This is a genomic window from Novosphingobium resinovorum (assembly GCF_001742225.1).
Classification (GTDB): Bacteria; Pseudomonadota; Alphaproteobacteria; order Sphingomonadales; family Sphingomonadaceae; genus Novosphingobium; species Novosphingobium resinovorum_A.
On record NZ_CP017076.1, the window covers coordinates 109,025 to 127,210 of the forward strand.

Below are 18,186 nucleotides of genomic sequence, written 5' to 3' on the forward strand. Positions count from 1 at the left end.
ACAGACCAGACGGTCAGCCAATGTCAAGCATTCAATCGCGACTTCGGGATCATGCGCTCGGTTTCAGTGCGATTATTGCTAAAATCATAGCCTGACCCGGCTTGACGTCCATTTGCGCATTGCGCACAAGTTGACCATATGGTTCAATTTCGTTACTCGCGGTTGGGCAAGGCATAAGAGGGGAGATGGAATGACGCAGATCGAAGTGCCGGTGCTGATCGCCGGAGGCGGGCCGGTCGGCATGACGCTGGCCCTGAACCTTGCCCGCTACGGCATTCGCTCCCTGCTGCTGGAGCGGAACCCGGCGACCACGCGCCATCCCAAGATGGACCTGACCAATGGCCGCAGCATGGAGCTGTTCCACCGTCTCGGCCTGGACGAGGCGCTGCGCGACGCGGGCGTGCCGCGTGCGAACGGCTTCGACATCCTGTGGATCACCTCGATGGTCGGACACGACCTGTACCGGTTTCCCTACCCCTCCGCCGACGAGAAGACCCGCATCATCCGCGAGGAGAACGACGGCAGCCACGGCGCGCAGGCGCCCTTGCGGGTCAGCCAGATCCAGATCGAGCCGGTGCTGAAACGGGCGATCGACGCCAATCCGCTGATCGACGTGCGCTTCGGCACCCGCTTCGAGCGGATCGTCGAGAATGGCGCCGATGGCGTCACCGCCGAGATCGTCGATTCGCAGAGCGGCGAAACTAGCACCGTGAAGTGCCGCTTCCTTGCGGGCTGCGACGGCGGGGGCAGCCGCGTGCGCCGGGGTCTCGGCATTGCGCTGGAGGGCGAGGAGAACGTCGCCGGGGCCTACATGGTCCACTTCCGCACCGACGACCGCGAACTGCTGCAGCGCTGGGGGCCGATCTATCATCTGCAGTCCGGGCTCGGCACGATCATCGCCCAGAACGACCACGACATCTACACGCTGCAGGCATGGCTGCTGCCCGGCATGAACCCGGACGAGATGACCGCCGAGGGCGTGCTCGAAGCCTGGGTCGGCAAGGCGTTCGATTACGAGATACTGCAGGCCAATCCGTGGCATGCGCATTTCGTGGTCGCCGAGAAGTACCGGGACGCCAGCACGCTGCTGGCGGGCGATAGCGCGCACCAGTTCATCCCGACCGGCGGCTACGGCATGAATTCGGGCATCGCCGACGCCGCCGCGCTGTCGTGGGTGCTGGCCGCGAACCTGCAGGGCTGGGGCGGCGACGGGCTGCTCGATGCCTACGATGCGGAGCGGCGGCCGACCGCGTGGTGGCATCTCGAAGCCTCGCGCCGGCACATGGGCGTGCGCCAGCAGATCACGATGATCTACATGGAGGCGGGCGACCTCGAGGGTGAAGGCCCCGAAGCCGACGCCCGCCGCGCCGATGTCGCCGCGAAGATCGCCGCGCTCGGCAATGCCGAGAACGAGAGCTGGGGCGTGGAGTACGGCTATCGTTACGACCAGTCGCCGGTCGTGGCGGGCGAGGGGGAGGCCCCGGCGATAGACCCGCTGACCTATGTGCCGAGCACCTGGCCCGGCGCACGCCTGCCGCATGTGTTCCTTGAGGACGGGACGGCGCTGTTCGACCGGCTCGGGCTGTTCTTCACACTCGTCGTGCTCGGCGATGCGGACACCGCGCCGCTGGAGGATGCGGCGAAGGCACAGGGTGTTCCGCTCGACGTGCTGCGGCTCGATCGCCCGGACCTGCGCGCGATCTACGAACGCGGCCTGATCCTGGTGCGGCCCGACCAGCACGTCGCCTGGCGCGGCGATGCCTTGCCGGACGACTGCGCGGGATTGCTGCGGCGCGTCTGCGGTCGCTAGAGCATTTTCTAATCAGGTGGGATCACCTGATGACTCGGAAAATGCGGCAAACCAAAAACCTTGGGGCGGTTGATCCGGTGCAGCCGGATCAACCGCCCCAAAACCGGGTACAACGACAAGAGGAGAGGACAATTGACCGTCGAGAAGAGTCCCGAGGACTACTGGCAGGCCAACGATCACCCGCGCTGGAACCAGAGCGTCTACTTCAACTTCTACGATCCGGCGCAGCGCATCGGCTGCTTCATCCGCGTCGGCATCCTCGAGAATCTGGGCGAGACGAACAGCTGGTTCGTGTTCTTCCGGGACGGCAAGCCGCTGTTCAACCGCACCAACATGAACTTGCCCTACGCCGCCACCCGGCTGGGGCTGGGAGACGGGCTGGAAGTCGCCGGGATGCGGCTGCGCTCGATCGAGCCGCTGTCGAAGGCGCACATCACTTTCGATGAACGGGACTTCAAGGTCGATCTGACCTGGGACGCGATCCTGCCGATGCAGGATGCGATCCACCTCAGCGATGCCGGGGCGGAGGACGCTTTCGCCAAGGAGATCGCCCATATCCACATGGAGGGCACCTGCCGCGTCACCGGCACGATCACGCTGGCAGACGGCGAGACGATCGCGATCGACGGCAAGGGCTTCCGCGATATCGCCGTGGGCCCGCGCAACTGGGACTTCCTGCGCCATTACCGCCTTGCCTGGCCGATCTTCGATAACGGTCTGTCGATCGTCTCGACACACGGCATCTCCACCAACGGCGACGACGCCTACATCAAGATGGTGGGCAAGGGCGGCAAGTGGATCGGCGTGACCGCGATCGAGGATCGCAACATCTACGAAGCCGACGGCATGACGCTGAAGGGCATGGATTGGCGCGTCACCGATGCGGACGGAGATGTTCACGCCTTCACCGCGCGGCGGCTCTACTGCTGGACCTTCCCGCTCGATACTTTCGCGCTGACCGAGCACATGATGGAATATACCCTTGCCGACGGCACCAAGGGGTATGGCCTTGGCGAATGCGGTTTCCGCTTCCCCTGGGCGGGTAACGGAGAAGACTGATGGCATTCGATCCCGCAGCACTCGCCCGGCCGGCAATGGCCATCGACCCCGTGCATGATGGTCGGCACGCGCTGCCTGACTTGCCGTTGATGCGCGAATCCATCCCCTATTGTGTCGTCCTGCCCGAGCACGAGATCGCCTTGTTCACTTATACCTGGGTGGACAAGGACGGCATGGCGGGCGCGGCCATGGGCATCTGGGGCAGGGGCCTCGGCCGTGCGCCGATCGCGGTGCGCCTGCCCGACCGCAAGGTGCCCGATACCATGGGCTTCGACGACTGGCGGATCGACGACTTCACCATGCGCCAGGACCTCAGCTTCAACCGCGCGGAAATATCGTGGCGCAGCGAGGAGGCGGAGATCGCCTTCACGTACGAGGCGTTCCATCCGCCTTATGCCTACTCAACGCACAAGGACGGCTGCCCCTCCTACGCCGCCGACGACCGCATCGAGCAGAGCGGCCGCGTCTCCGGCACGTTGCGCATCGGGACACGGACCATCGACTTTACCGGCAGTGGCCACCGCGACCACAGCTGGGGGCGGCGCGACTGGGATGCGCTGCATTATTACCGCTGGTTTCAGGGCCAGTCGGGCGACGCCTTTTCGGTGCACTTCTGGGAGTTCTACGCCCTCGGTCGCCGTCAGGTGCGCGGCTACGTCTACAAGGACGCGGTCATGGCGGAGATCGCCACTCTCGACGTCGACTGGCAGGGCGACAGCCGCCTCGACCAGACCGCGTTCCAGTGCGACATCGTCGACGAACTGGGCCGCGCCACGCGGGTGGAGGGGGATGTCTTCGGGGTCTTCCCGCTCCCGGCCGCGCCGAACTTCGTGCTGAACGAAGGCGCGGCGCGGCTGACCATCGACGGCAATCCCGGCGGCGGCTGGATGGAGATGGGCTGGCCGATCTCCTACCTCGAACATGTGCGTGCGGCGGGCGTGTACTGATCTTTCTTGCGGGATGGGGGCGCTGGCCCTTGTCCTGCCTGACCGGTTCTAACCCCACCCGCTCAGGCTGAGCTTGTCGAAGCCCGCGCGCCACGCCGCCGGGGCTTCGACAAGCTCAGCCTGAGCGGGGTTGAGGACAGGCGAGCGCTGCGCGCACAATGTCGGATCAGGCCGGAAGGTAGGCGCCCAGCGCGTTCATCACCACGCCCGTGTCGAAGTATTCGCGGTAGAACACCAGCGTATCGTCGCGGTATTCGTGCACGCCGACATAGCGCTGGTCGTAGACCGTGCCGCCCGGCTCGCCGTAGCCGCGATACTCCACCAGCACGCGGTTCGGATCGGCGAGCGGGGTCACTTCCACCGAATTGAACTTCACGTCGAAGACTTCGGCCGCCGTGCGGAACATGCCCAGCGCATCCTCGCCATGCAGCTCGGTGGGCAGGCGCACCGTCCCGGCGAAGGGCAGCTCCATATGCAGGTTGGGCGAGACCATCGCCCAGAAGGCATCCATGTCATGCCCGAACAGCGCCATCAGCTTCTGCGCATTGGCGACGTTGCGGTCGCTCAGGGCCTTGTCGAATTCGCTCATCGGTATCGTCTCCTGTTCAGGCGAGTGCTTCGGCCACGGTCCCGGCCGCGATCCATTTGTGCAGGTTGTGCAGCGAGTGGCGGATCATCACTTCGCCGTCCTGCAGCGGCATCGTATCCTTCGCGCCCGAAGCGATGCCTTCCTGCGTGCGCTCGGTATTGCCGACGTCTTCGAGCAGGATCTCGCCCAGCCGCGCGATGTAGTGCTCCTGCTGCAGGCGGCTCCACACGTCGGGCGCATCGGGGATGTAGAAGCGGGCCTCCCAGCGCGTCTCGTCCTGGCTGACCGGCCAGAAGTGATGCGTCCAGAACCCGCCGGGGGAGACGTCGATCTGGAAATTCGGAAACAGCCAGGTCACGTCCACCGCCCAGCTCGCCGACTTGGTCGGGTTGATCGCCGGATGCCGCCGGAACACTTCGGTATCGTCGAGGCTGGCGGCCGAAAGCACGTTGCCGGTAGCGATGTTGCTGTAGAACAGGCGCTCCACCTGCGATCCGGGCGGCGGCGCGTATTCGGGGTTGCCGTAAGTCGATACCGAGCGGTGCGGCCCCCAGGTCTGCGCGCTGATCGGCCGGGCGAAAGGGTTCTCGTTACTGGCGAACGTGGCGCCGATCGTCTCGGGATGGATCGCCGGGATGTGGTAGGTCTCGGCGAAGGCGTCGGCGATGACCTTCCAGTTCGCCTTCAGCCGGGACTCGAACAGGATCGAGCGGTCGGCATTGGGGTAGGGGATGCCCCGGTAGATTTCCCCGAATGCGCCGAGGAATTCGGCCAGCGGCACTTCCGGCTCGCGCTGGAGGTTGATGAAGATCCACCCTTCCCAGATGTCGCAGGCCACGGGGGTGAGGCCACAGGACTTGCGATCGAAATCGAAGAAGTTCTTCTGGTCCGGCACGCCGACAAGCTCGCCGTCGTTGCGGTAGGTCCAGTTGTGGTAGCGGCACATGAAGCGCGAGGCATTGCCCTCGCGCTCCAGCACGACCTTGTTGGAGCGGTGCGAGCAGACATTGTGGAAGGCGCGGACGCGCCCGTCCTTCGTGCGGGTGGCGAGCACTTCGGCGCGTGCGAATTCGAGCGTCTGGACGAAGTAGTCGCCGGGCGCGGCGATCCGCTCCTCGCGGCCGAGGCACAGCCATGCGCGCTTGAACACCTGCCGCACTTCGGCATCGAACCAGTCCTGCGAGCGGTAGGGTTCGAGGCTGACCGGCGCGGTGTCCAGCCCGGCCAGCGCGGTCAGGTTGGTGCGGTCCGCGCGGAAATCGGCGACCTGATCGTTCATGGTTCCTCTCCTTCGCCGTTTTCGGCTTTTTCCTGTTGTCTCACCCGAGAATGCGCGGCCCCTCCACCAGACGGACCTCGTGCGGATAGGGCGTGAAGGGCGCGCGCGGCTGGCGGTGCAGCTCCGTCGCCATCGACACGTGCGCCAGCGCCAGCAGAAGCTGCATCAGCCGCAGCGGCGCGCCTTCGAGATCGCGCATGTCGCGCCCTTCCAGCGAGCGGATCGCCTCGGGCGCGAGCGCCAGCATGGCGGTGTAGAACGCCTCGATCTCCTCCATCGAGGCGGCCTCGCGCGCGGCGCGCCGCTGCTGCGCGCTGGCCGCCGCCCAGTAGCCGACGTGGGGTTCGAGCGCCTCGAACCCCGGCGGCAGCGAGCGGTCTGCGGTCATGCCGCCACCGGCTGATCGACGCGCCGGCCGAGCACGGTGGAGATCACCTCGCGCAGCGTGGCCCCGGCATCGGCAACCGGCACGGCCCCGCGCCAGGCGACGTGCTGGTCGGGCCGCACGATGATCGCCCCGCCGCGTTGCAGGCCGGAGATATTGGCCCAGCGATCGTCGACCGGCGTGAAGTCTTCGTCCTTGCCGACAGCGACGAGATCGATCGTCAGCCCGCTGGCCGCGCGGGCGGCATCGACGGCGGCGGTCCAGTCACCGGCAGGCCCGTCCACGAACACCGTGAAGCGGTCGAGCCGGGTCAGGTCGAGGGTGGAGACGCGCTTGTCTTCCCCGGTGTTCTTCGCGTTAAGCCAGACGTGGGCCATGCGGTGGCCGGGGCGCATGGTGGGTACATGCGTATCGCCCAGCAACCCGCGCGGCGGTGGCTCGGTGCCGTCGGGGACGATGGCGCCGGTGTCGTAGCGGAAGCCGATCTCGATGTCGTGGGCCTGGAATTCGGCGCGCTGGGTGCCGATAACTTCGGCCACCATCTGCCGCCGCGCCGCGCCTTCGGGCGTATCGGAGAACAGCTTGTGATAGGCGCCGATGTTGAACTCCACCGGCACGCCCGGCATCAGTCCGATCGCGGAATCGATGGTCAGGTGGTTCTGGAAGGTCATCATCGCCCAGGCCACGTTGTTGGCGGCCACCGGGCGGCGCTCCGCCTCGTAGCTGTCCAGCAGCGCGTCGCCCGCGTCGCCCCGGATCACGGCGGCGAGCTTCCACGCCAGATTGTGCGCGTCCTGGATCGCACTGTTGAGGCCAAGGCCGGTAGTCGGCGGATGGCGATGCGCGGCATCTCCGGCCAGGAACACGCGGCCCTTGCGGTATTCGCGCGCCAGTACGCCCTGCACCTGCCAGTCGTTCATGCGGATGATCCTGGGATCGAGATCGGGCAGGCGCAGCAGTTCTCGGATCTGCGGGATCGCGGTTTCGGCGTCGAGCTTGCCCGCCTCTCCGGGCTGGAAGGCGAAGTGCATCAGCCATTCCTTGCTTTTCGCGCCGAACGTATCGGGGCCGAGCGCCACCATCACGCCGCTGCCCCATGATCCGCCCTTTTCGGGGTTGGTGAACCAGCGGATCATCACCGACTCGTCCTCGATGTACTCGGAGAGGTCGGCGGCGAACCACACCGTCACCATGTCGATCAGCCGGTCGATGCCGTCCATCGCGATGCCGAGCGATGGTCCTACCAGACGCCCGCCGTCCGCCGCGATCATGTACTGCGCGCGCACTTCGTAGACTTCGCCGGAATTGCGATCCTCTACTTGCGCGGTGACGCCGTCATCGTCCTGCGTGAAGCTCTTGAGTTCCTGATGGAAGGTGATGCGCGAGGTGGGGTAAGTGGCGAGGTGCTCCAGCAGCAGCGGTTCGATGTACATCTGCGCGAAGTTGGCGGCGCGCACCGGGCTGTCGGCGCCGTAGGCGTCCTTCAGCGAGTGGCCGCCGAAAGCGTCGATGATGCCGATGCGCTTGCGGTCGAGCGGGCCGTCGCCGCCGAGGCTGGTGTACCAGCCCACGCGCGCCATGTTCTCGGCCGGGGTGCTGCTGCGGTAGATGTGATCGGCCAGCCCCTCTTCACGCATGATCTCCATCGTGCGCTGGTTCAGGTAATGCGCCTTTGGCGCGGGCGAGGTGGCCGGATAGCGCTCTATCACCAGGCACTCGATGCCCAGCCGCCCGAGGAAGTTCGCGCTGGCCAGCCCGCAGCCCGCGCCGCCGACGATCAGGACCGGGACTTCGATTCGCTTCATTTCGCGTGACCTCTCCATTGCCTGGCTCAAGCGCCGGGGGCGCTCCGCCGCATTTTTCGTAGAATGCTACAACTGACCAAATAGTCAATATTAAGTTCAGGCGGCCTGCGCCTCGACTTGCGCCACGTAAGCCTCCACCTGATAAGGATCGAACAGTTCGCGCACCTTCAGCAGCACCCCGTCGCGGTAGGTGAAGAACAAGTGGTAGGTGTTGCGGTAGATCGCCGAGCGCGGGCCGATGCCATAGGACTTGCCGAGGATCGCCACGGTATCGCCGTCCGCCACCGCCTGCTCGACATGGAATTCGAAATGCTCGAACCCGCCGAGGAACCCGTCAAGCAGTTCGCGCATCGCCGTCTTGTCGCGCTCGCCGGCGAAGGCGAAGCGATCGGGCAGGTAGGGCATCGTCCATGTGCCGTCCTCGGCGAAGGCGGCGAACATCGTGTCGAGGTCGCGTTCGGAGAGGAGGCGGCAGGCTTCGAGGGCGCGGTCCTTGTTGGTCGTCATGGGTAGAACTCCTGTCAGAATGCGGCGGCGAGGTCGCCGAAGGCGCGGGTGACCTCGGTGGTGTCCCAGTATTCGCGGAAGAGGATCAGTCTGCCCTCCTTGAAGCGCATTATGGTTATGTATTGCTGGTCGTAGGTGCCATTGGGTGCCGGGCAGGTGCCGACGTATTCGACCACTACTTCGCCCGGATTTCCGGTCTCCCTTGCGGTGATTCCGGTGAAGCGCAGGCCCTCCAGCCCCGAGACGACCTTCTCCAGATAAGTGCGGGAGGCTTCCTTGCCGGTGACCCGCTGCGGCATGCCGATCGAGCCGGCGAAGGGGAATTCGAGGACGAGATCCTCGTCGGCGATGGCCCACCATGGCTCCATGTCGGCGCCGAACGTCGCCATGAGATCGGCGGCTATGCGTGCGTTTTCAGCCATTCTTCCTATCCCGCCAAGAGGCCGCCATCGATCGGCAGCTCGACCCCGTTGACGAAGCGCGCCTCGTCCGAAGCAAGGTAGACGCAGCCCCAGGCGATGTCCTCGGGCGCGCCGTTGAAGCCGTTGGGCTGCTGCGCGGAGAAGGCGGCGCGCGTTGCTTCGGGATCGTCGCTGCGGTCGAAGATGCCCTGCAGCATCGGCGTCTCGATCACGCCGGGATGGATCGAGTTGGCGCGGATGCGCTGGTGCGCATGCTCGACGGCGGTGGACTTGGTGAAGGTGCGCACAGCCCCCTTGGAGGCGCAGTAGGCCGCGAAACCGGGTGCGCCAACGACGCCGTAGGCCGAGGAAATGTTGGTGATCGAACCGCCGCCGCCCGCGATCATCGGCGGCAGGGAATGCTTGGTCAGCAAAAATACGCCGCGCGCGTTGATCGCCATGATGCGGTCCCATTCGTCCACCGCAAGGTCGATGTCGCTGCCTTGTCCGGGAACCCCCGCGCAGGCGACGGCAGCGTCGAGGCGGCCCCAGGTTTCGGTTGCCAAGGCCACGGCGGCGGCGACGTCGCTCTCCTTCGAGGCGTCGCAAGTGGTGAAGCGGACCTTCTCGGGCGCCTCGTCCAGCAGGGTGCGCAAGGCGGCGTCGAGCGGGGGCTGGATGTCGCAGGCGAGCACCCGGGCGCCTTCCTCGACGAACAGCCGCACGACCGCCGCGCCGATGCCCGATGCGCCGCCCGATACCACGGCGACCTTGTCCTGAAGTCGATTCATTTCCCATCTCCCTTGGATTTGCTTGCGGAGCAGCCCGGCAGCCGGAAGGCCACGACGCTGTCGGAAAGCGGTGATTGCAGCATGTTGTGACCGCCCGCGGCGGTGGCGACGTACTGGCAGCCGGTGCGCGGGCTGCGGTAGGTCATCGGCATCGTCTGCGCGCTGGCGGGCAGGCGGGCGGACCACAGTTCCTTACCCGTCGCGGTGTCGAAGGCGCGCAGGGTCTGCTCGCGCGCGGCGCCGATGAAGGTGAGGCCGCTCGCGGTGGTCAGCGATCCGCCGAAGTTGGGCGCGCCCATCGGGATCGGCAGGCCGAGCGCCAGACCCAGCGGCCCGGCATCGCGCGCGGTGCCGAACGGGCGCTCCCATGCGACCTTGCCGGTGTCGAGATGGATCGCGGCGATCCGGCCGAACGGCGGGGCATTGCACGGCACGCCCAGCGGCGACGCGAGGGGCTTGAGGCGAACACCGAACGGGGTGCCCGCCTGCGGCAATGGCAGGCCGAAGTTGGTGACGGCATGGCTTCCTGCGGCCGCGCCTGCGATCAGGCGGTCGGTCTCGGCGCGCGGCACCAGTTGGATGATCGTGCCGTAATAGAGCGCGTTAGCCACGGCGATGCGCCGGACGGGATCGATCGCCACGCCGCCGAAGTTCATGCCGCCGCCGATGCTGGGATAGATCAGCGCCTCGTCGGTGCCGGGCGGGGTGGCCTTGCCGTCGTAGCGCAGTTGCCGGTAGCGCACGCGGCACCAGAGCTGGTCGAACGGGGTGAGGCCCCACATGTCGCGCTCGGCAAGGTCCGGGCCGGCCATGGAGTGAAAGGCGGAGAAGGGCTGCGTCGCGGCGACTTTCTCCACCGCCCCCCGGCTGGGGACGGCACGTTCCGTGACCGGCAGCAGCGGTTTGCCGGTGCGCCGGTCGAGCACGAACGTCTCGCCGCGCTTGGTGGGGATCGCGATGGCGGGGGTGTTGCCAGCTGCGAAGAGGCTGGGCTGCGCGGGAACGTCATAGTCCCACAAGTCGTGATGCGCGGTCTGGAACGACCAGCGCACGGCCCCGGTGGCGATGTCCAGCGCGACGACCGAGGAGCCGTACTTCTCGCTCGCGGCGCTTCGCAGCGCGCCGTAATGGTCGGGCGTGGGATTGCCGGTCGGGGCGTAGATCAGGCCGAGGGTATCGTCCACGCTCATCGGCGCCCAGGTGTTGGGCGTAGAGCGCGAGTAGTGCTCGCCCGGTCGGGGCCCGTGGACGTTCAGCGGATTGCCCGCGTCCCAGGCCCAGACAAGCGCGCCGGTGTGTACATCGTAAGTGCGGATGACGCCGGAGGGTTCGTCATTGCTCTGGTTGTCCGCCACCCATCCGGCGACGACGATGCGGTCGCGGGCGATGGCGGGCGGGGCGCTGGAATAGTAGAAGCCGGGCTGCACCATTCCCATGCCGTCGAACAGGTTGACCGCGCCGTTCGTGCCGAAGCCCTCGCAGCGCTTGCCGTCGGTGGCATCGAGCGCGATCAGGCGGCCGTCGAAGGTGGCGGTGACGATCCGCGCGGCGCAGCGGCCGGCGCCTTCGGTCCGCGCGAAGGCCACGCCGCGACAGGTCCGCACGGCCGAGGAGCCCTTGGCGGATACGCGGGGATCGAAGCGCCAGAGTTCGCGGCCGCTGTCGGGATCGAGCGCGAAGACCGAATTGTCCTGCCCGCACAGGAACATCCGCCCGCCGACCATCAGCGGCGTGGCGGAGAGGTAGCCGGTGGCGGGGTCGGACGGAATGCGGGTATGGAAGGTCCACGCGGCTTCGAGCTTGCCGACATTGGCGGGCGTGATCTGCGCCAGCCGGGAAAAGCGGCTTCCGCCCTTGTCCCCGCCCCACGATGTCCATTCGTCCCCCGCTGCGTCTGCGGGGATCGGCGCCGAGGCGGCGATCGCTTCGGCCGTGCGAATGTCGTGGCTGTCGCGGGCGAGGTGCGCGCCGACGACCAGCAGCAGCGCCAGCGCCCCGACACCCGCCGCGAGGCTGGCGCCCTGGCCGAGCGAGGCGCGCGCACCGGGAATGACGAAAAGCAGTCCGAGCAGCGCCGGGGCCAGCAGCCACGCCATCAGCGGCCATGGCGCGAACCCGCTTTCCGCCACCGCCCATGCGATCGTGACCGTGAGGAACAGCGCATAGCCTTTAGCGCCGGTGCCCCGCCCGAGGGCGATCAGCGTACCCGATCCAAGCAGAGCCGCCCCGGCCATCAGGTAATAGATCGAGCCTCCCAGCGCGGCGAGCCATAGCCCACCCGCCAGCAATGCCAGACCTGCGATAGCCACTGCCATGCCCAGCGCAATCATGCCCCGGCTCGCCGTTTTCGGCGCCATCCTCGTTTCCCCGTTCGTTTTGAGGAGGCTGGACTAAACTTACCTTATGGTCAATAAAAACATTGCACGCCCACCCGCATCGAGTGGGGAAGGATGCGAAGATGGGAGAACGAACGAATGAAAGGTCTTCAGGACAAGTCGATCGTCGTCACCGGCGGTGGCAGCGGGATCGGCGAAGCGGTGGCGCTCGCGCTGGGCGAGGCGGGCTGCCGGGTCACCGTGGCGGACCTCGATGGCGGGAAGACGCAGGCCGTCGCGGCAGCGATCGGGCAGGCGGGCGGCACCGCGCAGGGCATCGCGGCGGACGTGGCGGATGAAAGCTCGGTCATCGCGATGATCGAGGGGGCGGTGGGCGCCTACGGCCGCCTCGATGGCGCCTGCAACGCCGCCGGAGTCCCCCAGCGCGGCAAGCTGCTGCACGAAGTCGAACTGGACGAATGGGACCGCTGCCATGCGGTGAACCTGCGCGGGCTGTTCCTGTGCAACAAGCACGAGATCCGCGCGATGCTCGACAAGGGCGGGGCGATCGTCAACATCGTCTCCACGTCCGCCATGGTCGGTTTCCCGAACGGCAGCGAGTATTGCGCCAGCAAGGCCGGGGCGATGGGCCTGACGCGCGGCGGCGCGATCGACTATGCGACGAAGGGCATCCGCATCAATGCCGTGCTGCCGGGCGGTACGCTCACGCCGATGCTGAAGGGCGCGATGGAAGTGGATGCCGGGCTGGAAAAGGCGCTGGCCGCTGTCCATCCGATGAACCGCTTCGGCCAGCCTTCCGAGATCGCGGGCGCGGTGCGCTGGCTGCTGTCGGACGAAGCCTCGTTTGCCACCGGCGCCTCGTTCGCGATCGATGGCGGGCACACCAGCATCTGATCTTCATCCGTCACGATGGCAAAAAAAGTGGCCCGGAAACCTCGCGGTTTCCGGGCCTTTTCAGGAGGGTAGGTTGCTTCGTCAGAAGTTCATGCCGACCGTGATGCCGTATTCCGCCGGACGGCCGGTGTAGCGCACGAAGGTGTCGTAGGCCTGCGTGGCGTTGCTCCAGTAATAGGTGTTGAAGATGTTCTTGCCCCAGGCCGACGCCGTCCACTTGCCGTCCGAGGAACGGATGCCGAGGTTGGCGTTGACCAGCGTATAGGACTTGATGTCGTAGAGGTCGGAAGTCGCCCCGAAGGTGGCCGAACCCGGCACGACCAGCGCCGATACCGAACTGCTCTGCCCGTTGAGGCCCGCGCCCACGAAGCCGTCCAGCGCCGAACTGACCGGGAACGTGTAGTCCGCGCGCAGCGAGTACTGCCACTTGGGCGAGAAAGGCAGGTCCACGCCCTTGAACGAGGCGTTCACCGGTACCAGCACGCCGCTCACCGCGGTCTGGCCCACGGCGCCGAGGTACTTGTCCACCTTGGCGTCGAGGTACGTCACCGAGGCGCTGAGCGACAGGCCCTGCATCGGGCGCGCGGTGACTTCCAGTTCGGCGCCCTTGATGGTGGACTTGGGCACGTTCAGGAGCTTGTCGAGCGCGCCGAAGATCGGATCGACGAATTTCGCGCGGGTCTGCTTGTTCTTGTAGTCGTAGTAGAACGCGGCGCCGTTGATGGTGAGCAGGCGGTCCATCAGCTGGGCCTTGAAGCCCGCCTCGTAGGCCATGATCGATTCCTGCTTCACCGGCGCATAGGCATCGAAGATCGCGCCCGACAAGTGCGGGAAGCTGCCCGCCTTGTAGCCCTTCGACACGTTGGCGTAGAGCAGCAGGCCGTCCACCGGCTTGAAGTCCGCACCGACCATCCACGAGGTGCTGTTCTCGCGGATTCGGGTATTGACGGTGGTGGCGGTGAGGAAAGTATCGGGATCGACCGGATCGTTCGCCGAAGGATCGCCCAGCACCAGCCCGCGCGTGTCGAGGATGATCGAGCCGCCCGGTGCGATCGTCGGGATCTGGTAGCCCGGGCCGCCGTAGAGCGGGCCGAGCGAGCCGTATACCGCGTTGAAGAAGTCGGTCAGCGTGACCCCCGGGGTGCCGCCGAAAGTGGTGTCGGTCGGCAGGATCGGGAACTGCGGCAGATCGCCGTTGAAGGCATAGGCATCGCGCTTGGCACGGGTCTGGCGGATGCCGGCCTTGAGCGTGATCTGGTCGTTGACGTCGAACTCCAGGTTTCCGAAGGCGGCGTAGTTCGTCATCTTCTGGCGGGTTTCATACGTGCTGCCGACGATGCCGTTGACGTAAGTGGAGCTGGTGTCGGTGTAGGTCAGCCAGGTGACTTCGTTGACCTTGGTGCGCTCGTAGTTCGCGCCTACCACCCAGCGCAGCGCGTTGTGGGAATCGTTGGCGATGCGCACTTCCTGCGTGAAGCTCTTGATGTGGCCGCTGTCGCTGCGCAAGTCGAGGTCGCGCAGCGCGGTGCCGCCGCCTTCGGTGGTGTTGTCGAACTTGAGGTCGGTATAGCCGGTCAGCGAGGTGACGGTGATGCCGCTGAAGTCGTAGTCCATGCGGAACAGGCCCTGCAGCATGCGGTTGTCCTGCCGCGGGCGATAGTCGGTGGACCAGTCGGCGGCGCGGGCATTGTGCGGTGCGTTGGGGTAGGTCGCCTGCGGATAGGGCACGGGGCCGTCGGCATACGTGAACGGCGCGATGGCGGGGGCGCCGGACACGTCGTTCTGCGGCACGAAGGCGATGCGCTGCGGGGCCTGCGGCTCACTCTGGTCGCGCCAGCCGTTGAGGTTGAGCGAGGCCTTGAAGTCGCTGCTCGGCTCGAATTCGAGGATCATGCGCCCGGCGATCGTATCGGCGCGGCCGTTGCGATCGTCGCGGGTATAGCTCTTCTGCCAGGGATCGCCGTTGACCGCCTTCACCGCGATGCGTCCGCCCAGGGTATCGGTGATCGGGCCGCTGATGAAGCCGTTGGCTTCGATCGTGTTGAAGCGGCCGTAGCTGAAGGTGGCGCCGCCCTCCAGCGTCGGTGTGGGCGTGTTGGCGACGAAGTTGATCGCGCCGCCGGTGGCGTTGTTCCCGAACAGGGTGCCCTGCGGACCCTTCAGCACTTCGACGCGCTGGAGGTCGAAACCGGTCTGTGCGGACATCACCGGCAGCGCCAGCGGGAACTGGTCCATGTAGACGGCGACGTCGGGGTAGGACGCCAGCGAACTGTCGTAGAAGCCGACGCCGCGGATCGTGTAGACCGGCGTGGCGTTCGGCGTCGGCGCGAAAGTGAGGCCCGGCGTCACTTTCGCCAGGTCCGCGATGTTGGAGATGTTCTGGACCTTCAGCGCCTCGCCGCTGACCGCGCTGACGGACGAGCCGACTTCGCTGAGGTTCTGTTCGCGCTTGTTGGCGGTGACGACGATCTCGTTCGTGCTGGCGGACGAGGGCGGCGATGTGGTTTGGGGCGCTGTTTCTGCGGTCTGCGCGTTCGCATATGTCGCCGAAAGGCCCAGTGACAGCAGCGATCCGCCTGCAAAAAGCACAGCGCGTGCATGCATTTTCATCGATTATCCTCCCCATGGTGCGGCGCTTTGCGCTCGCCGGTTGCATTTGCTTAACCTGACCAATTGGAATTCTAATGAGCGCATTTGGCGCGTCAAGCCATTATTCGAACTTGTGATCTGCTGCTGATCTACAGGTTGCCAAAGGCTTTGAAGTTGGGCGTGATGATCGATTTATATACTGTAATTCATAGATAAATATCGGAGTTATGGTGAGCATGACCGATGCGGTTGGTGCCTGCCTTCCGGCATTCCCGTGCCGTTTTTGCTGGGCTGGCTATTAGTCATATGGTCAGATAATTCGTGATGGGGAGTAAAGGCGTGAGCTGGATTCGCCGATTTTGACGACTTTGCCTGCGATCTCTGTGTCCGGCCGTGCTCCGCGGCAAGAATCATATTGACCGTTTGGACAGTTTAAATCACATCGACATTCACAACGCATGCCTCGGCAGAGACCGGCAGCGAAAAACGGAGGGCGAGATGCCGAAGTCCAAGACCATCATCAGCTGCGCCGTGACGGGCTCGATCCACACCCCGTCGATGTCGCCGCATCTGCCGGTGACGGCCGACGAGATCGCGCAGAGTGCGCTTGAGGCGGCAGAGGCCGGCGCGGCGATCGTCCACCTGCACGCGCGCGATCCGCAGACCGGCAAGCCGGTGCACGAACCCGAAGACTTCGCGCCGTTCCTCAAGGTCATCAAACAGGCGAGCGACGTGGTGGTGAATATCACCACCGGCGCCTCGCCCTATATGCCGGTAGAATATCGCGTGAAGCCTGCGGAAACATGGAAGCCGGAAGTCGCCAGCCTCAACATGGGCAGCATGAATTTCGGCCTGTTCCCGATGCTGAAGAAGGATCGGGAATGGAAGCACGCCTGGGAGCCCGAAATGCTGGAGGCCAGCCACGACCTCGTCTTCCGCAACAGCTTCAAGGATATCCGCTATGCCCTTGAAACACTGAACAAGACCGGCACCCGCTACGAGTTCGAGTGCTACGATACCGCGCACCTCTACAACCTGCACTACTTCTGGAAGGAGGGCCTGGTCGAAGGTCCGCTGTTCATCCAGACCTGCTTCGGCCTGCTCGGCGGCATCGGCGCCCACCCGGAGGACGTGATGCACATGAAGCGCACCGCCGACCGCCTGTTCGGCGATCAGTACCGCTGGTCGGTGCTGGCGGCAGGCGCGAACCAGATGCCGGTGGCGGCGATGGCTGCCAGCATGGGGGGCCACGTGCGCGTGGGGCTGGAGGACTCGCTGTGGATCGGCAAGGGCCAGCTTGCGACCAGCAACGCGCAGCAGGTGACGAAAGTGCGCCAGATCATCGAGGGCCTCGGCGGCGAGATCGCCACGCCTGCCGAAGCCCGCGAAATCCTCAGCCTCAAGGGCGGGGACAAGGTGGGGTTCTGAAGCGCTCCTTTTCGCAGCAATCGGGATGACAATGAAGGCCGCTGCGATCACCGAGACGCGCGCGGCCCTGGGCGGAAGATTGGCGGGCATCGGGCCAGTTGCGCTTCGATGCCGACGCCACCGTCAATGCAGCGACGCAACTGTTTCCGGAGAAACTGAAATGGCCATTGAACTCAAAATGCCGGCGCTGTCCCCGACGATGGAGAAGGGCACGCTCGCCCGCTGGCTGGTCGGCGCCGGCGATACCGTCAAGGCGGGCGACCTGATCGCCGAGATCGAAACCGACAAGGCGACCATGGAAATGGAAGCCGCCGAAGATGGCCGCATAGCGCGTCTGGTGGTGCCTGCAGGTAGCGTTGATGTACCAGTAGGTGCCGTTGTGGCACTGTTGAGTGCCGGTGAGGACACCGATCCTGTCCCTCTCGCTGCTGCCGAAACCTACGCCGAGCCGGTTCAGACATTGCCCGTTTCAGCCCCGGATGTCAGTTCGACATCGCTCGCCCGGCGCCTTGCCACGGCACGCGGCATCGGGCTGGACACGATCGCGGGCTCGGGGCCGCGCGGCAGGATAATGGCGGCGGATCTGGGACTTGCGACGGCGGCATCGGTTGCCCTGATCCCGGCGGAAGATCGGCCGCTGCCCGCGCCTCAGGGAATACCGATGCGCAGCGAGAGCCTGTCCACCATGCGCAGGACCATCGCCCGGCGCCTGACCGAGAGCAAGCAGACCGTCCCGCACTTCTATCTCACCGCCCGTTGCCGTCTTGATGGATTGCTCGAACTGCGCCGGGAATTGAACGGTGCCGTCTCGCATCGCGGTGCCCGGGTTTCGGTAAATGACTTTTGTATCAAGGCGATAAGCTGGGCATTGGAGCAGGTTCCAGAAGCCAATGTGCAGTTCGCCGGGGACCGGATTCATCGCTTCGAACGCGTTGATATTGCCATGGCGGTGGCCATCGAAGGCGGCCTCGTCACGCCGGTCATTCGGGATGTGGCCGCTCTTTCCCTTGGCGCTGCTTCCGAAGCGAGCCGGTCGCTGGCTGCGAAGGCGAGGGAAGGCCGCCTGACGCCCGGCGACTACGAGGGCGGGACCGCGACCATCTCGAATCTGGGGATGTTCGGCATTGATGAGATGGTGCCGGTCATCAATCCGCCGCAAGCCATGATCCTGGGTATCGGTGCAGGGGTGGAACAGCCGTGGAAAATCGACGGCGATATCGCGCTGGCCACGATCATGGCCGCGACTGGCAGCTTCGACCATCGCGCGATCGACGGCGCCTTGGCCGCGCAATTCATGGCCGCGTTCCGTGAGGCGATCGAGGCGCCTATGCTACTCATTGCCTGAGACAATTCTTGCGGGAGAGTT

15 protein-coding genes are annotated in these 18,186 nt (G+C 65.7%); 6 read left to right on the plus strand and 9 right to left on the minus strand.

All coding sequences use genetic code 11. The features are described 5' to 3' along the window. Positions 1–190: 190 nt before the first annotated feature. The 3 genes from BES08_RS18210 to BES08_RS18220 all read left to right on the plus strand — a co-directional run bounded on the left by BES08_RS18210 (position 191) and on the right by BES08_RS18220 (position 3,816). Complete coding sequence (locus BES08_RS18210; RefSeq protein ID WP_197524479.1) at positions 191–1,810, plus strand: FAD-dependent monooxygenase; 1,620 nt, start codon at positions 191–193, stop codon at positions 1,808–1,810. A gap of 132 nt (positions 1,811–1,942) precedes the next feature. Continuing rightward, positions 1,943–2,869 (plus strand): DUF7064 domain-containing protein, encoded by a 927-nt coding sequence (locus BES08_RS18215; protein WP_036529633.1) that lies wholly within the window; start codon positions 1,943–1,945, stop codon positions 2,867–2,869. Then, entirely contained in the window at positions 2,869–3,816 is a 948-nt protein-coding gene (locus tag BES08_RS18220) for a DUF7064 domain-containing protein (protein WP_036529631.1), read from the plus strand. The genes BES08_RS18215 and BES08_RS18220 overlap by 1 nt, the downstream gene beginning before the upstream one ends. 166 nt (positions 3,817–3,982) lie before the next feature. Here BES08_RS18220 and BES08_RS18225 read toward each other — a convergent pair whose 3' ends face one another. The 8 genes from BES08_RS18225 to BES08_RS18260 form a co-directional block, all read right to left on the minus strand. After that, positions 3,983–4,405: a nuclear transport factor 2 family protein gene (locus BES08_RS18225; RefSeq protein WP_036529628.1), complete on the minus strand. Its 423-nt coding sequence runs from the start codon at positions 4,403–4,405 to the stop codon at positions 3,983–3,985. Between the two features lie 16 nt (positions 4,406–4,421). Beyond that, positions 4,422–5,684, minus strand: a complete 1,263-nt coding sequence (locus tag BES08_RS18230) for an aromatic ring-hydroxylating oxygenase subunit alpha (protein ID WP_051587157.1) — start codon at positions 5,682–5,684, stop codon at positions 4,422–4,424. A gap of 40 nt (positions 5,685–5,724) precedes the next feature. Then, entirely contained in the window at positions 5,725–6,072 is a 348-nt protein-coding gene (locus tag BES08_RS18235) for a hypothetical protein (protein ID WP_036529627.1), read from the minus strand. Further along, positions 6,069–7,874: an FAD-dependent monooxygenase gene (locus BES08_RS18240; RefSeq protein ID WP_036529625.1), complete on the minus strand. Its 1,806-nt coding sequence runs from the start codon at positions 7,872–7,874 to the stop codon at positions 6,069–6,071. Before BES08_RS18240 ends, BES08_RS18235 begins: the two co-directional genes overlap by 4 nt. A 96-nt stretch (positions 7,875–7,970) precedes the next feature. Beyond that, on the minus strand, positions 7,971–8,381 hold the full coding sequence (locus BES08_RS18245) for a nuclear transport factor 2 family protein (RefSeq protein WP_036529623.1): 411 nt from the start codon (positions 8,379–8,381) through the stop codon (positions 7,971–7,973). A gap of 14 nt (positions 8,382–8,395) precedes the next feature. Then, positions 8,396–8,803: a nuclear transport factor 2 family protein gene (locus BES08_RS18250; protein ID WP_036529620.1), complete on the minus strand. Its 408-nt coding sequence runs from the start codon at positions 8,801–8,803 to the stop codon at positions 8,396–8,398. Between the two features lie 5 nt (positions 8,804–8,808). Further along, the gene (locus tag BES08_RS18255) at positions 8,809–9,573 is read right to left on the minus strand and encodes an SDR family NAD(P)-dependent oxidoreductase (protein WP_036529619.1); all 765 of its coding nucleotides are present in this window, start codon (positions 9,571–9,573) and stop codon (positions 8,809–8,811) included. Further along, positions 9,570–11,930: a membrane-bound PQQ-dependent dehydrogenase, glucose/quinate/shikimate family gene (locus BES08_RS18260; protein ID WP_231958270.1), complete on the minus strand. Its 2,361-nt coding sequence runs from the start codon at positions 11,928–11,930 to the stop codon at positions 9,570–9,572. Before BES08_RS18260 ends, BES08_RS18255 begins: the two co-directional genes overlap by 4 nt. Positions 11,931–12,047: 117 nt before the next feature. On the opposite strand from BES08_RS18260, the gene BES08_RS18265 reads away from it, so the two are divergent. Next, a complete protein-coding gene (locus BES08_RS18265; protein WP_036529617.1) occupies positions 12,048–12,803 on the plus strand; it encodes an SDR family NAD(P)-dependent oxidoreductase in 756 nt (251 codons plus the stop codon). An 81-nt stretch (positions 12,804–12,884) separates the two neighbouring features. Here BES08_RS18265 and BES08_RS18270 read toward each other — a convergent pair whose 3' ends face one another. Continuing rightward, positions 12,885–15,413 (minus strand): TonB-dependent receptor, encoded by a 2,529-nt coding sequence (locus tag BES08_RS18270; protein WP_081799202.1) that lies wholly within the window; start codon positions 15,411–15,413, stop codon positions 12,885–12,887. 477 nt (positions 15,414–15,890) lie between these two features. Between BES08_RS18270 and kce the strand changes: the two genes are divergently transcribed. Both kce and BES08_RS18280 read left to right on the plus strand, forming a co-directional pair. Next, on the plus strand, positions 15,891–16,820 hold the full coding sequence (gene kce / locus BES08_RS18275) for a 3,5-dioxohexanoate:acetyl-CoA acetone transferase (RefSeq protein WP_069709345.1): 930 nt from the start codon (positions 15,891–15,893) through the stop codon (positions 16,818–16,820). A 160-nt stretch (positions 16,821–16,980) separates the two neighbouring features. Beyond that, positions 16,981–18,165: a dihydrolipoamide acetyltransferase family protein gene (locus BES08_RS18280; RefSeq protein WP_036525293.1), complete on the plus strand. Its 1,185-nt coding sequence runs from the start codon at positions 16,981–16,983 to the stop codon at positions 18,163–18,165. Positions 18,166–18,186: the final 21 nt, after the last annotated feature.